Source organism: Cerasibacillus quisquiliarum (genome assembly GCF_014202495.1).
GTDB classification, from domain to species: Bacteria; Bacillota; Bacilli; order Bacillales; family Amphibacillaceae; genus Cerasibacillus; species Cerasibacillus quisquiliarum.
This window is the reverse complement of sequence record NZ_JACHHA010000001.1, coordinates 89,071-104,469: the sequence shown is the minus strand read 5'-3', so window position 1 is coordinate 104,469 and position 15,399 is coordinate 89,071. Positions and strand designations below refer to the sequence as shown.

The following is a 15,399-nucleotide window of genomic DNA, read 5'->3' as shown; positions in this document are numbered from 1 at the left end:
GCTAGTCTCCTTTTAATTAATGTTTGAAATGTCTCATGCCAGTAAATACCATAGCAATTCCGTATTGGTCACACATATCAATTGAATCTTGGTCACGTTTTGAACCACCTGGTTGAATAATGGCAGTAATGCCTGCTTTTGCGGCTGCTTCAACTGTATCTGGCATTGGAAAGAATGCATCAGATGCCATGACAGCACCTTTTGCTTTATCACCTGCTTGTTCTATCGCAATCTTAGCGGCTCCGACACGGTTCATTTGCCCAGCACCGACTCCGATTGTTTGTTCATCTTTTGCAAGTACAATCGCATTTGATTTAACATGTTTGACTGCTTTCCAAGCAAAAGTTAATGAAGCCATTTCTGCTTCTGTTGGTTTCCTTTTTGTTGGAACAGTCATTGTCTTTTCATCGAGATGACCTAAATCTGTATCTTGAACTAAAATACCGCCATGAACGCTGACAAGTTGATGTGTTTTACCATTGTGATCATCCAGTGGCAATTCAAGTAAACGAATATTTTTCTTTTTTGTTAAAATAGCTAATGCGTCTTCAGTAAAACTTGGAGCGATAACAATTTCTAAGAAAATTTGACTTAGTTTTTCTGCAACTGCTTCAGTCACTTCACGGTTTAGTGCGACAATACCACCAAATATTGAAACCGGGTCTGCATCATACGCTTTTTGAAAAGCATCTTCTAACGTATCACTAACACCGATACCACATGGATTCATATGTTTCACAGCAACTGCAGCTGGCTGATTGTACTCTGCAATAATTTCGATACATGCATTTGCATCTTGAATATTGTTATATGATAAGTCTTTACCGTGTAGCTGTTTACTTTCAGCAAGACTCATCGTTGTTCTCAGTGGTTGTTTATAAAAAGCCGCCTCTTGATGTGGATTTTCCCCATAACGCAGCGTTTGTACCTTTTCATAAGTGACTGTTAATGTCTCTGGGAAAGGATTAGATGTTTCTTTCATAAAATATTGGGCAATTAATGCATCGTATTGTGCTGTATGGCGAAAAACTTTCGCTGCGAGTTCTTCACGATCCACTAAATCCAATGTATTCGTATTTAACTTAGCTAATACGGTGTCATAATCATTCGGATCAACAACAACAGTAACATACTGATAGTTCTTAGCGGCAGCACGAAGCATTGTCGGTCCACCAATATCAATATTTTCAATCATATCTTCTTTTGTAGCATCAACGCATTCTAACGTTTCCTTGAACGGATATAAATTAACAACAACGATATCAATTGGTTGAATCCCATGTTCTTTTAATTGCTCTTGATGATCTGGATTGTCTACTTTCGCTAAAAGCCCACCATGTATAAATGGATGAAGTGTTTTAACTCGTCCTTCAAGAATCTCAGGAAAGCTTGTCACTTGCTCTACTGGAATAGCAGGTAAACCTGCTTCTTGTAGTGTGCGTAATGTACCACCAGTAGAAATCAATTCATAATCTAGATGATGTAGTCCTCTAGCAAATTCAATGAGGCCTGATTTATTAGAAACACTTAATAAAGCTCTTTTAGTCATAGTATTGCTCCTTATTGATTATTATTTACAAGTGATTGAATCACTTCAGGATATAGTCGATGTTCGACTTGTTGAATTTTTTGTTGCAATTGTTCAAGTGTATCTGTTTTGGATATCGGAACTTTTTCTTGAGCGATAATCGGACCTGTATCCATTCCTGCATCAACGTAATGAATCGTTACCCCTGTCTGTTCTACATTAGCTCGAAACGCTTGACCAATTGCGTCCAACCCAGGGAATTGTGGTAATAAAGACGGATGGATATTTATAATTCGCCCTTCAAACTCCTGTAACAATGTCGGACCAATAAGACGCATATATCCTGCTAAAAAAATCCATTGAACGTCTAATTCTTGTAACTTATCTCGTATCATCGTTTCGAAATCCGCCTTTGATGCATATTGTTTCGGCTCAAAAACAAGTGTAGGAACATGTAAGGCTTCTGCTTTTGCAATGACTTTTGCTTCTGGCTGATCACAAACTAATAGGGTAATATCACATCCTAGGTTTTCCTTTTCCATGATGGCTTGAAAATTACTTCCCGTTCCCGAGGCAAAGACAGCTGCCTTCACTCTGTTCATTCTACAAAATGCACTCCCTCTTTATCTGTAACTGTTCCAATAACCGTAGCATCTGGCTCGTATTTTCGTATTGTATTTAATGCTCTTTCTTCATCTGCTCGTTTCACAACAACAGCCATTCCGACTCCCATATTAAAGACGCCATACATTTCTTTTAATGGAATATTCCCTTTCTCCTGTAAGAAACTGAAGATTTGTGGGACATGCCAACTTGACGAATCAAGTGTCACACCTAATCCTTCTGGCAACATGCGTGGAAGGTTTTCATAAAAACCACCACCAGTTATATGCGAAATACCTTTAATATCACATGTTTTTAGCGTAGCCAATATTGGCTTGGCATAAATTTTTGTCGGTGTTAATAAAACGTCACCAAGAGATTTATTAAACCCTTCATATGTCTCGTTCAAATCCAAATCTTTAATAATATGACGTACTAATGAATAGCCGTTAGAGTGAATCCCACTTGATGGAAGACCTATCACGACATCACCTGGAACAATGTTTTCTCCTGTAACAATTTGTGATTTATCAACAATACCAACAGCAAAGCCAGCTAAATCATATTCATCATCAGCATACATCCCTGGCATTTCAGCTGTCTCGCCACCAATTAAGGCAGCACCAGACTGGACACAGCCATCAGCAACACCACTAACAATTTGTTCAATCGTTTGGGGATTATTCTTACCACATGCTATGTAATCAAGGAAAAATAATGGTTCGGCCCCTTGGCTAACGATATCATTGACACACATAGCGACTAGATCAATCCCGACTGAATCATGCTTATCCATTTGAAAGGCTAGCTTTAATTTTGTTCCAACACCATCTGTTCCTGATACGAGAACAGGTTCTTTATAGTTCAATTGAGAAAGATCAAACATGCCTGCAAAAGCACCGATTCCCCCTAACACTTCTTTACGTGTTGTTTTATTAATATGTTTCTTCATTCGTTCAACAGCTTCATAACCCTTTTCAACGTCTACACCGGCCGCTTTATACATATCCGACATATCGTATAACCCACCTTTTTATTCGTTCTATTGATTGTCGTTATTTTCTATTCTTCTTAACTGGATATTGACCCGTAAAGCACGCTTGACACACACCTTGATTAAGCGTTGTTTGCTGAACGATCGCTTTTTCCATCCCTTCTGGAGTTAAAAAAGCAAGACTATCAGCACAAATTAAATTTGCTATTTCTTCTACTGTACGATTTGCTGCAATTAATTCTTCTCTTGTTGACATATCAATTCCGTAGAAACACGGATTTTTCGCAGGTGGGGAAGCTATACGAACATGGACTTCCTTAGCTCCTGCTTCTTTTAACATACGAACGATACGCATTGATGTTGTACCACGAATGATAGAATCATCAATCATGACAACACGTTTCCCTTCAACAATACCACGCACAGGAGAGAGCTTCATTTTAACCCCTTGTTCACGCAACTCCTGTGTTGGTTGAATAAATGTTCGTCCGACATAACGATTCTTAATTAAACCCATTTCATAAGGTAAACCACATTGCTCTGCATATCCTATCGCTGCAGAAATGCTTGAGTCAGGAACACCTGTAACGACATCGGCATCAACGGGCGCTTCTTTCGCTAATTCTATTCCCATACGCTTGCGTGCAGTATGGACATTCACTTCATTCAGATCACTATCTGGTCGAGAAAAGTACACATATTCCATGGCACAAAGTCGGCGCTGTTCACGTAAAGCAAACCGGGTAGACTTCATACCATCTCGAGAAATGATGAGTAATTCACCTGGGCGAACTTCTCGCTCATAAGTCGCTCCGATAATATCGAAGGCACATGTTTCTGATGAAACGACGATTGCATCATGAAGTTTTCCGATTGATAATGGCCGAATACCGTGTGGATCGAGAGCTACATACATCTTTTCCTCGGTTAATATAACAAAAGCATATGCACCGACTAATTGCTGTAATGCATTTGTAATAGATTGTTCATTAATCTTTTGCCCATTTTTCTTAATTAAATGGGCTAATAATTCTGTATCTGTTTCTGACTGGAAGATACTACCTTCTGATTCAAGCTGGCCACGAAGTTCGTCTCGATTCATAATATTTCCAATATGAGCCAATGCCATGCTCCCAGTCTGAGAATGGAATAGGTGGGGCTGGATGTTCTCTACTCCACCATTACCATTTGTGACATAGTGAATATTACCGACTGATGCCCGACCTTTTAATTCTTGAAAATGAGAACGGTTAAATACATCATTCAATAATCCTTCATCTTTATGAATCTGTAATGTTCTTCCATTACTAATAACGATACCTGCCCCTTCTTGACCACGATGTTGCAATGCATGTAAACCGTAATATGTTATTTCGGCTGCCTTATCATGTCCCCAAATTCCAAACATTATTATAAGCCTCACTTATACTTCATTTTTTTAATGCATTTGGAATTGCATGTCTCCAAATGTCTTGAAGTGTTGCGACTAATTCTTGAATGATAATCTTTCCCTTAGATTGTACAAGGAATTTTCCTGAATCTGTTACATATCCAATGCGTTTCGCATCCTGTACCATTGATTTAAATTCCTCTTCATCATCTTCCTTAACAGATACAAGGATACGTGACTGTGTTTCGCTAAATAACTGTGTTGTTAAGTCACCATCTAATTCGACTTGAAGACCAAGTTTTTTATCATTAAATACACTTTCTGCAAGCGTGACAGCTAGGCCGCCTTCTGAAACGTCGTGCGCTGATACGACAATACCTTTTTTAATAGCGTTTAACAGCTGTTCTTGACGTATCTTTTCAACATGTAAATCAATTTCTGGAGCCTTACCATGATATGTTCCCTCGATGACGTTCTGTAACTCGCTACCGCCGAATTCTGGCTTTGTTTCACCTATTAAATAAATAGCATCCCCTGCTGATTGAAATTGACTTGGTGTTATATGGTGAATGGATTCATACAATCCAACCATTCCAATAATCGGTGTAGGAAAAATCGCTTCTTTCTTCGACTGATTATACATCGATACATTACCGCTAATCACCGGTGTGTGTAAAATTTTGGATGCTTCACTTATACCTTCAATACTTTTTTCCATTTGCCAAAACACTTCAGGGTTCATCGGATTTCCATAGTTAAGCCCATCTGTTAAGGCAAGTGGCTTTGCCCCTGAACAGACAAGGTTTCTCGCTGCTTCTGCAACAGCAATTTTCCCACCTGTTTCTGGATCTAAATAAATATAGCGGGAATTACAGTCTGTCGTAATCGCAATAGCCTTATCAGTATTTTCTATCTGTACGACACTAGCACTAGAACCTGGCCCGACTAATGTATGTCCTTGAGCTTTTGCATCGAATTGATGATATGCCCATTCTTTCGATGCAATTGTCGGTTGTTGTAATAATGTTTTTAACATATGTGTGTAATTGTCTACCACTGGAACTCCTTCTTTTTCTTCTTGGAAAGCTTTAAAATATGATGCTTCCTTTGATGGTAGATGATAAACTGGTGCATCTTTATCTAAAGCATCGACGGGAACATTTGCAACGACTTCTCCTTTATGGATAAGACGAAATACTTTCTCTTCGATCACTTTTCCAATTGCGACAGCTAACAAGTCATGCTTAGCAAAAATATCGATAATTTCTTTTTCGCGTCCTTTTTTAACAACAAGTAACATGCGCTCTTGGGATTCAGATAACATCATTTCATATGCGGTCATATTGGTTTCTCTTTGCGGAACATGATCAAGATACAACTCAAGCCCTGTACCAGCACTACTTGCCATTTCACTTGCTGAAGATGTAAGACCTGCTGCCCCCATATCTTGCATACCGACGAGTGCATCAGACTGTACTACTTCTAAACAAGCATCGATGAGTCTTTTTTCTATATGAGGGTCTCCAATCGCAACAGCTGATGTATGTTCATCTGAGCTTTCAACTTCATCGGAGGAAAAAGTAGCCCCATGAATCCCATCAAGACCAGTATCTCGTCCTGCGTAAATAACTGTATTGCCAACACCTGATGCAATTCCTTTTTGGATATCTTTATGATCGATAAGTCCGACACACATGGCATTTACGAGCGGGTTTTCTTCATAACATGTATCAAACTGGATCTCGCCACCAACTGTTGGTACTTCTAAGTTGTTTCCATAATGCGCAATGCCACGAATAACTTCTTTAAAAAGTTCTTGTGTGCGTGCGTGATGTAATGGGCCAAACCTTAAAGAGTTCATCAATGCAATTGGTTTAGCTCCCATGGAAAATACATCACGTACAATCCCACCAACACCCGTTGCAGCACCTTCAAAAGGTTCAACATATGATGGACTATTATGACTTTCCATTTTAAATACAACGGCCTTGCCATCTCCAATATCAACAACCCCAGCACCCTCACCAGGGCCTTGGAGAACATGTGCACCTTTAGTCGGGAATTTCTTCAACAATGGTTTTGATGATTTATAACTACAATGTTCTGACCACATCACTGAAAACAGGCCTGTTTCTGTATAATTTGGTAAACGTCCGAGAATCTTTTTGACACGAGCGTATTCTTCATCTGTTAACCCCATGTCTTTATAATGACCTTCTTGTTCAATTTGTTCCGGGGTTGGATACTCTTTGCTTTCCATACTTATTTCCTCCAATGATAATATTTAATGGATATATGAATTGGAACTACGCTAAACCAATTCTTTCAAAAATAGCATCGACATTTTTCAAGTGGTACGTATAATCAAAGCAGTCATTAATCTCTTCTTCGCTTAATAAATCAGTGATTGCTGCTTCTTTTTCAATTAATTGTTTAAAATGTGTTTCCGTCTCCCATGCTTCCATCGCTTTCGGTTGAACGAGGTCATAAGCTTGTTCTCGTGACATCCCCTTATCAATTAACGCTAACAGGACACGTTGGGAAAAGATTACACCGTGAGTACGATGAATATTTCGCTTCATATTTTCAGGAAAGACCGTTAAGTTTTTAATAAGCTTACTAAAACGGTTGAGCATATAATTTATAGCAATCGTTGCATCTGGTAAAATAATTCGCTCTGCTGAAGAATGAGAAATATCTCTTTCATGCCAAAGTGCGACATTTTCATAAGCGGTCATCATATAACCACGCATGACACGAGCCATACCAGTCATATTCTCTGAACCGATTGGATTACGTTTATGTGGCATGGCTGATGAGCCTTTCTGTCCTTTAGCGAAAAACTCTTCTACTTCACGTGTTTCTGTCTTTTGTAAGCCACGGATTTCTGTTGCAAATTTTTCAATTGATGTGGCAATAAGGGCTAAAGTCGCAATATATGCCGCATGGCGATCACGTTGTAATGTTTGAGTTGATACGGGTGCTGGACGTAAGCCTAATTTTTCACAAACGTATTTTTCAACAAATGGATCAATATTGGCATATGTTCCAACAGCTCCGGACAGTTTCCCATATTCAATATCTCGAGCTGCTTCTTCAAAGCGCGCTAAGTTCCGCTTCATTTCTTCATACCAAAGAGCTAACTTTAATCCAAAAGTTGTTGGTTCAGCATGAACACCATGGGTCCTGCCCATCATGACAGTATGTTTATGTTCAATTGCTTTTCCCTTTAAAATATCAATGAATTGATGTAGGTCTTTGCGGATAATATCGTTTGCTTGTTTAATACGATATGATTGCGCAGTATCAACTACATCTGTAGACGTTAATCCGTAGTGGACCCATTTCTTTTCTTCACCTAAAGTTTCCGAAACGGCTCTTGTAAAAGCAACAACATCATGACGTGTTTCTTGTTCAATCTCTAAAATACGATTCATATCATATGATGCATTTTCACGGAGTTGTTGAACATCTTCTTTCGGAATGACCCCTAGCTCACTCCAAGCTTCACAAGCTAAAATCTCTACTTCTAACCATGCATCATATTTATTTTCTTCTGACCAGATACGGCCCATTTCTTCTCTTGTATACCGTTCAATCATATGTTATTGCCTCCTTGAATTGGTCAATCTGTTCGTTTAGTTTTTCTAAATCTTCTGCTATGAAGGTGACGTGTCCCATTTTCCGTTTCTCTTTTGCTTCTTTCTTTCCATAGAGATGAACAAATCCATGTTTCATTTTAGGCATGATGTTTAAAAGTCGATTTATATCTTCTCCTAAAATGTTAATCATCACTGCTGGTTGAAGAAGTTCGATATCCACTAATGGGAGATCACAAATTGATAGGATATGTTGCTTAAATTGTGAAATATTACAGGCTTCAATCGTGTAATGACCTGAATTATGTGGGCGTGGTGCCATTTCATTAATATAAATGTCTTCATTTTTAACGAACATCTCAATTGCAAATGTGCCAACAATATTCATATGATGAGCAAGTGTAGTGGCTGATTTTATCGCTTTTTCCCTTACAGTATCAGATATTTGAGCAGGAACAGTCGTTTGATACAAAATATGATCCTTATGATCATTTTCTCCTATTGGAAATATCGTTATATTTCCTGCCGCTGTTCTTGTAAAAACGACTGAAATCTCCTTATCAAAAGGAATCCATTCTTCAATAATGCAATGCTGATGTTGATCTGCGAAACGCATCGCATCTGGTAAGTCTTTTTGAGTGCGTATTTTTAACTGTCCTTTACCATCATAACCACCACGACATGTTTTAATGACAGCTGGATATGATAATTCATTCATCGTTTCCTGACATTCATTAGCATTATGAACAATTGCAAAGTTAGGAACAGATAAGCCAGATTGCTTCATTAATTGTTTTTCTTTTTCTCGATTTTGCGTGATCTCAAGTGCTAGCGCGCCTTGTGGTAGTTTCCCCTGTGCTTCAATATATTTCGCTGCCTTTAAGTCGACATTCTCAAACTCATAGGTAACGACGTCACTTAATTCTGTTAGTTGTTGAATCGCATCCATATCATCATATGCCGCTTGTATATGATGATCGGCAATTTGAGCAGTTGGGCAATTCGGTGTTGGATCAAGAACAGCAATTTGATAGCCCATCTCCCTTGCCGCAATAGCCATCATCCGTCCGAGTTGACCGCCACCAATAATACCAATCGTTTGTGGTGGAAGTATGACTTTATTTCTTTGCAATGTCTTCCCTCATTTCTGCTACGTTTTTTTGCATTTTTTTACGATATGATTGTAATCTTTCATAAACATCTTCATCACATACGCCGATAATTTGTGCTGCTAATATGCCGGCATTTTTCGCTCCAGATTTACCAATCGCAACTGTTGCAGTTGGTACTCCACCTGGCATCTGCACAATGGATAATAATGAGTCCAAACCATTAAGTGATCGACTTTGAACTGGGACACCAATAACTGGAATATTTGTTTGTGACGCGACCATACCTGGTAAATGTGCTGCCCCACCAGCTCCTGCTATAATGACTTTTATTCCACGTTCTCGGGCTGATTTAGCATAATCAAACATTAAATCAGGCGTACGATGTGCTGAGATGACATCCTTTTCATATGGAATATTTAATTCATCTAACACTTGACATGCATGCTGCATCGTTTCCCAATCTGATATACTACCCATGATGACACCTACTAATGTCACAAAATCCCTACTTTCTTTATTGAATTAATGTATAAAATGAAAAAATCTATCCGTCTCTCTCTTAGCTATGAGAGAAGATGAATAGATCTATTCAAATAAGCAGTTTAATAAAAGAACCGTATATGTTCTTTTTAAAATCACAAAATATGATTACTTTAATTCGTTGCAATTCAACCTTCCCCCATAGTCCAACATTTACGGTGTTGGGTAGAGACTTTCAAGCCATATTCTCGAAAATATATGAGGTTCATATTCAATTATCATTTCGTTTTAAGCATAACAAAATGACGTGAATAATGTCAATTAATAAGCGAACGTTTTTGTGCTTTTTTATATTATCGTTCGGATTGTTACAAAGAAAGATCAAACGACTTATTTTATGTCATTTTGTGATTTAAATAAGCGCCCCTTTTTAACTTGTTTTACCCAGAACCCTCCATGAATATGTTGTGGTTCATATGCAATGATAAATGCTTTAGGATCAATTTGTTTAATCGTTTCATATAATTTTAATTCGTATTTCCTCGGTGTCAAAATTTGCATCGCCAATCGATCTCCATCCATGCCATAAGCCGACCAACTCGTTACACCATAGCCCTTATCACGAAGCCTTCTCGTAAATTCTATATCTGGATTTGATGAAATAACATGAACCGTTATATAACCAAGTGCCATTTTCTCTTCAATCTTAGACCCGATAATCACACCAAGACCGTACCCAACGGCATAGGCAATGAGATTTTCAATGCGGTTTAAATTATCTAATACTAAGCCAAGACCTAGAATATAAATAATGACCTCTATCATACTGATAAAAGCTGCAATATAACGTCGGCCCTTCATCGTTAAAATCATTCGTATCGTAAAGAAAGAAACATATACGATATTAATGATTAAGATAATGACAACCATGATGACTGCATGATCTAACAAACCGATCCCCTCCAATCTTATATATGTAGCATATCCTATTATCCCTTTTTGCGTAAAGTAATATTTTAAATATTAGGGTGGGGATTATAAATGTAGTTTATTAGCGTATTGTACACTATAGGCTTTATGATTATATCTAAGAAAAATAGAATAAAATCGTTGAAATTATAAATCATCAAATAACATTTTATAATAATAAAAAATTGGTGGGGATGAAATAATATAATTAATAGACCTGAATACTTTATCACGAGCTATTGTTGCTGGATTTTGTTGTGACAGAGTAAATAATAGCTTCAATTTAACCTTACAAGAAAATATTTCATGGCAAGGTATAGTGCTATAGTTGCAATGGAAACTCTCGTTAGTAAAAACCATAGCGAGAATACACGTTAAGGGCTCAATGCGCACTCTCGGGAGCAATAACCATTACGAGAATACACGTTAAGGGCTCAATGTACACTCTCGGGAGCTATAAACATAAAGAGACAGTACGTTGGAAGTGCATTAAAGCGATCATAGAACTCATCTCAATCGGATTAATGCCTATTCGGTCCAAAGACACGCTTATCAATGATTGATTCGCGCCCTAAAAGGCGATTTTTTAATGTACGGCGCCAGTTTTCAGCAAGTAATGGACATGAAGCTAATTCGCTTGCGGCTCTTAAATCATCTTTACGAAAATACATGATCTCATTACAAGCTGCTATCGTCCACTCAGGATATGGACGTTCGAGCAGTTCTAAATCGATTCCAGATATGATAAGACCTTCTTTTAATACACGAAAATACCACCCCGTCTTTCCGCTTTCTTGCGTTCTTAACGCAAAATCTATAACACGTAAGCGTCGAGCTGGTTTCCAACATGGACGGCGTGGTTGTGACACTTGAATAACCGCATCACCAAACTGGTACGTATCACCTATACAAACAGAAAATTCATCCATTTCCAAAACAGCTAAATTCTCCCCCATCGAGCCCATTTCAATTGAATCATTATTTAACTCTTCTTTCCAAAAGGCATAATGGCCTACTGGATAAGCAAAAAGTGCCTTTTCAGGGCCACCATGATTTTTCGTATCAGCTACTTCATCACCTTTTAAGCCTGTCTTCGTTAACCAAATTTGATTGTCAACTGCTTCTTTGAACATACCTGTTTCCCACTCGCGATCAAAGGCATCCTTTGCATCTGGATCACCTAAACGTTTCACTTTACCGGTAAAAACTTTATGGACAAAAGGTTCGTTCATGACGTCACATCCATTATGATGATATTGTTAATTCTTTTATGAATTCTATAATATCCTAATTATATATCATTTTTGATAAAATGTCGTTGCAAAATAAATTATCATTACAGCTAAACGATAATTCAACAACCACGCCTATCTGCTTTCATTAATACTTTAATACTCTACTATATTGCTAATCTCACAAGTTGGATTCATATTCTTATCCTAGTAAATAAGCTGGATAACATTGCTATTAATTAAATCTTTTTACACATGTATTTACAGTTTCTTGATATATAATATGAATATACTTCGAAATATTTATTATTCATAGTCTTAAACATCACATATTACAAGGTGGGATAGAGTATGCTAGAAAAAGCAACATTTGCAGGAGGCTGTTTTTGGTGTATGGTTAAACCATTCGACCAGTGGGATGGGGTTCACGAAGTTATTTCAGGCTATACTGGAGGGGAACTTAAAAATCCAACATATACTGATGTAAAAAGTGGAACAACTGGTCATGTTGAGGCCGTTCAAATTACATTTAATCCTGACATTATACGTTATGAACAGCTTTTACATATTTTTTGGCGACAAATTGATCCGACTGATCCTGCTGGTCAGTTTCATGATCGTGGTTCATCATATCAGGCGGCTATTTTTTATCATAATGAACAACAGAAACAACTAGCTGAACAGTCAAAACAAGCATTAGAAGCAAGTGGTGTCTTTTCAAAACCAATTGTCACACCTATTTTACCAGCTAAGATATTTTACCCTGCTGAAGATGAGCATCAACATTTTTATAAAAAAAATAAACGTGTTTATGAGGAAGATCGTAAAAAATCGGGACGTGATGCATTTTTACAAAAAGTATGGACAAAAAACAACTAGACGAATAAACAGAAAGGAAGAACAGAGTGACAGAGAAACATTCATTATTACCATTAAAAACATTGCTCTTCAGCTTCCATGCGGCAAATACGATCATCTTAAGTTTTCTCCCTCTATATTTACAATTTAAAGGTTTAAACGGAACTGAAATTGGGTGGGTGCTAGCTACAGGGCCGCTTATATCTATCTTTTCACAACCGTTTTGGGGGTATATGAGTGATAAGTATAAAACTGTGCAACGGATGTTATTCATTTGTGTCATTGGCTTATTGTTAACGAGCGTTATTTTCTTTCAAATGAATGGGCTTATCGCTTTACTCATTGTTGCGACATTATTTTACTTCTTCTCGTATCCTATTAGTAGTTTTGGTGACAGTCTAGCCCAACGACGTGCCGATGAATTAGAAGTGTCATTCGGAACGATTCGCACTTGGGGATCTATTGGTTTTGCCACTTCTGCCTTACTCATTGGCGAATTATTAAATCGCATTGGTATCCAATATATGATGTGGCCTTTTCTATTCTTTGCTTTATTAACATTAATTGTTGTTATTCGACTAGAAGATGTGACAGTTGATTCTGAACCCATTCAGTTACATGATGTGACACAATTATTAAAAAATAAATCATTTATGTTTTTCTTACTTATTATGATGTTGATTACGATTGGACATCGTGCAAATGACAGTTTCATCGGACTTTATATTCACCAACTTGGAGGTAGCGAAGGTTTAGTCGGTTTAGCATGGTTTATAGGGGTTGCCAGTGAAGCACTTGTGTTTGCCTTCTCTGCTTTATGGTTTAGAAAATATCATCCACTGATCTTTGTCATTATCGGTTCAATTTTATATAGTATACGGTGGTTTTTATTCGCACTTGTTGATACACCGATGCTTATTATTAGTCTACAATTCTTACATGGATTGACATTTGGTGTCTTTTACACTGCAGCTATGAGCTATATCACTCGACTTATCCCAAACATCTTGCAATCTACTGGACATCTCATTTTTTATGCAGCCTTTTTTGGTGTATCTGGTGTCATCGGTTCATTAATTGGTGGAAGATGGATGGAACTCTTCGGGGGAAGTTATCTCTACACGGTTTTAGGCATACTAGCGATGATCGGAGCAACATTTCTCATATTATACTATACGATTGTTAAAAGGAAAACAATAAATGCAAATTAAAATCAAACCTGCCACTCAATTCGAGTAGCAGGTTTTTTAGATTTTATGAAAGAAAAATAAAGTACAGAATAAATACAACAAACATTCCATACATGATAGGGTGTACCTCTTTAGCACGGCCTTTTAAAATCATTGTGATCGGATAGAAAATAAAGCCAATACCAATACCAGTAGCAATACTATATGTGAGTGGCATTGAAATAATAACGAGAAACGCAGGAACAGCAATTTCAAATTGATCCCAATCGATATCTTTCAATGAAGCTGACATTAAAACACCGACGATGATTAATGCAGGTGCTGTTACTTCAGATGTTATAACACCTAATAAAGGTGAAAAGAATAGGGCAAGTAAGAAAAAACCGGCTGTCACGACTGAAGCAAAACCAGTACGTCCTCCTACTCCTACACCTGCAGTTGATTCGACATAAGATGTTGTTGTAGATGTTCCAAGTACAGCACCTGCCACAGTGGCAGTGGAATCAGCTAGCAAAGCTCGTCCTGCACGTGGTAATTTATTACCTTTCATTAAACCAGCTTGTGTTGCAACAGCTACTAATGTGCCTGCTGTATCAAAGAAATCTACAAATAAAAACGTTAAAATAACGACGAGCATCTGTAAGGTAAAAATATCACCAAAATGAGCGAACGCTTGACCAAATGTTGGTGCAAGACTCGGTGCAGCACTAACCACATCTCCTAATTTAGTCGGTGCATCAATAAGGCCAACAATCATCCCAGCAATTGAAGTTATAATCATACCATAGAAAATGCCACCTTTGACACCTAAAGCTAGTAAAATAACGGAAATAGTAAGACCAAAAATTGCTAGCAATGTTGTCGGTTCTGTTAAATCTCCAAGTGATACAAGTGTTGCTTCATTAGCGACAATAATCCCCGCATTTTGAAAACCGATAAAAGCAATAAAAAATCCAATTCCTGCACCAACAGCCAACTTCAAGTTAGCAGGAATAGCGTTAATAATTTTTTCACGTAATCCAGTTAATGATAAAACGATAAAAATAAGCCCTGAAACCATAACTCCTGCTAAAGCCGTTTCCCAAGGAATGCCAAATGTTAATACAACTGTATAAGCAAAGAAAGCATTCAATCCCATGCCTGGTGCTAATGCGATCGGATAACGTGCAACTACACCCATTAATAATGTACCAATTGCCGCAGCAAGAGCAGTAGCAGTAAAGACTGCACCCTTATCCATTCCTGTTACACCTTCTGGTAAGTCGACACCTTCTAAAGCTAAAGTCGATGGATTAACGAATAGAATATAAGCCATCGCTAAAAATGTTGTTAATCCAGCGATAAATTCTGTACGATAGTTCGTACCTAATTCATCAAAACGAAAATATTTTTTCAAAACCGTTTCCTCCTTTTTATTGGAAAAACAAAAAAGTACTTTTAGTCT

The 15,399-nt window shown here is 37.6% G+C and carries 13 protein-coding genes and 1 riboswitch; of the genes, 2 read left to right on the top strand and 11 right to left on the bottom strand.

The window, feature by feature from the left end; genetic code table 11:
* Nucleotides 1-16: 16 nt before the first annotated feature.
* The 10 genes from purH to HNQ35_RS00585 all read right to left on the bottom strand — a co-directional run bounded on the left by purH (nucleotide 17) and on the right by HNQ35_RS00585 (nucleotide 11,907).
* Nucleotides 17-1,549: a bifunctional phosphoribosylaminoimidazolecarboxamide formyltransferase/IMP cyclohydrolase gene (gene purH / locus HNQ35_RS00630; RefSeq protein ID WP_146935197.1), complete on the bottom strand. Its 1,533-nt coding sequence runs from the start codon at nucleotides 1,547-1,549 to the stop codon at nucleotides 17-19.
* Nucleotides 1,550-1,560: 11 nt separating this feature from the next.
* Nucleotides 1,561-2,130: a phosphoribosylglycinamide formyltransferase gene (purN, locus tag HNQ35_RS00625; protein WP_146935199.1), complete on the bottom strand. Its 570-nt coding sequence runs from the start codon at nucleotides 2,128-2,130 to the stop codon at nucleotides 1,561-1,563.
* Nucleotides 2,127-3,146 carry a phosphoribosylformylglycinamidine cyclo-ligase gene (purM, locus tag HNQ35_RS00620; RefSeq protein ID WP_146935201.1) on the bottom strand — a complete coding sequence of 340 codons (1,020 nt, stop codon included), beginning with the start codon at nucleotides 3,144-3,146 and terminating at the stop codon, nucleotides 2,127-2,129. Before purM ends, purN begins: the two co-directional genes overlap by 4 nt.
* 40 nt (nucleotides 3,147-3,186) lie before the next feature.
* Nucleotides 3,187-4,533 (bottom strand): amidophosphoribosyltransferase, encoded by a 1,347-nt coding sequence (purF, locus tag HNQ35_RS00615; protein ID WP_146935204.1) that lies wholly within the window; start codon nucleotides 4,531-4,533, stop codon nucleotides 3,187-3,189.
* Nucleotides 4,534-4,555: 22 nt separating this feature from the next.
* The gene (gene purL, locus HNQ35_RS00610; RefSeq protein ID WP_146935206.1) at nucleotides 4,556-6,775 is read right to left on the bottom strand and encodes a phosphoribosylformylglycinamidine synthase subunit PurL; all 2,220 of its coding nucleotides are present in this window, start codon (nucleotides 6,773-6,775) and stop codon (nucleotides 4,556-4,558) included.
* A 46-nt stretch (nucleotides 6,776-6,821) separates the two neighbouring features.
* Nucleotides 6,822-8,117: an adenylosuccinate lyase gene (gene purB, locus HNQ35_RS00605; RefSeq protein WP_146935207.1), complete on the bottom strand. Its 1,296-nt coding sequence runs from the start codon at nucleotides 8,115-8,117 to the stop codon at nucleotides 6,822-6,824.
* Nucleotides 8,110-9,246, bottom strand: a complete 1,137-nt coding sequence (purK, locus tag HNQ35_RS00600; protein WP_146935210.1) for a 5-(carboxyamino)imidazole ribonucleotide synthase — start codon at nucleotides 9,244-9,246, stop codon at nucleotides 8,110-8,112. Before purK ends, purB begins: the two co-directional genes overlap by 8 nt.
* The gene (purE, locus tag HNQ35_RS00595; RefSeq protein ID WP_146935212.1) at nucleotides 9,233-9,724 is read right to left on the bottom strand and encodes a 5-(carboxyamino)imidazole ribonucleotide mutase; all 492 of its coding nucleotides are present in this window, start codon (nucleotides 9,722-9,724) and stop codon (nucleotides 9,233-9,235) included. The genes purK and purE overlap by 14 nt, the downstream gene beginning before the upstream one ends.
* A 164-nt stretch (nucleotides 9,725-9,888) precedes the next feature.
* Nucleotides 9,889-9,988: riboswitch (purine riboswitch) on the bottom strand.
* Nucleotides 9,989-10,096: 108 nt separating this feature from the next.
* Nucleotides 10,097-10,636, bottom strand: coding sequence for a DUF2179 domain-containing protein (locus HNQ35_RS00590; protein ID WP_371862294.1), 540 nt, complete (start codon nucleotides 10,634-10,636; stop codon nucleotides 10,097-10,099).
* Nucleotides 10,637-11,196: 560 nt separating this feature from the next.
* The gene (locus HNQ35_RS00585) at nucleotides 11,197-11,907 is read right to left on the bottom strand and encodes an MOSC domain-containing protein (protein ID WP_146935216.1); all 711 of its coding nucleotides are present in this window, start codon (nucleotides 11,905-11,907) and stop codon (nucleotides 11,197-11,199) included.
* Between the two features lie 351 nt (nucleotides 11,908-12,258).
* On the opposite strand from HNQ35_RS00585, the gene msrA reads away from it, so the two are divergent.
* Both msrA and HNQ35_RS00575 read left to right on the top strand, forming a co-directional pair.
* Nucleotides 12,259-12,786, top strand: coding sequence for a peptide-methionine (S)-S-oxide reductase MsrA (gene msrA, locus HNQ35_RS00580; protein WP_146935218.1), 528 nt, complete (start codon nucleotides 12,259-12,261; stop codon nucleotides 12,784-12,786).
* Between the two features lie 26 nt (nucleotides 12,787-12,812).
* The gene (locus HNQ35_RS00575) at nucleotides 12,813-13,976 is read left to right on the top strand and encodes an MFS transporter (protein WP_146935221.1); all 1,164 of its coding nucleotides are present in this window, start codon (nucleotides 12,813-12,815) and stop codon (nucleotides 13,974-13,976) included.
* A gap of 43 nt (nucleotides 13,977-14,019) precedes the next feature.
* On the opposite strand, the gene HNQ35_RS00570 is transcribed toward HNQ35_RS00575, so the two are convergent.
* Nucleotides 14,020-15,351, bottom strand: a complete 1,332-nt coding sequence (locus HNQ35_RS00570) for an NCS2 family permease (RefSeq protein WP_146935223.1) — start codon at nucleotides 15,349-15,351, stop codon at nucleotides 14,020-14,022.
* Nucleotides 15,352-15,399 lie beyond the last annotated feature (48 nt).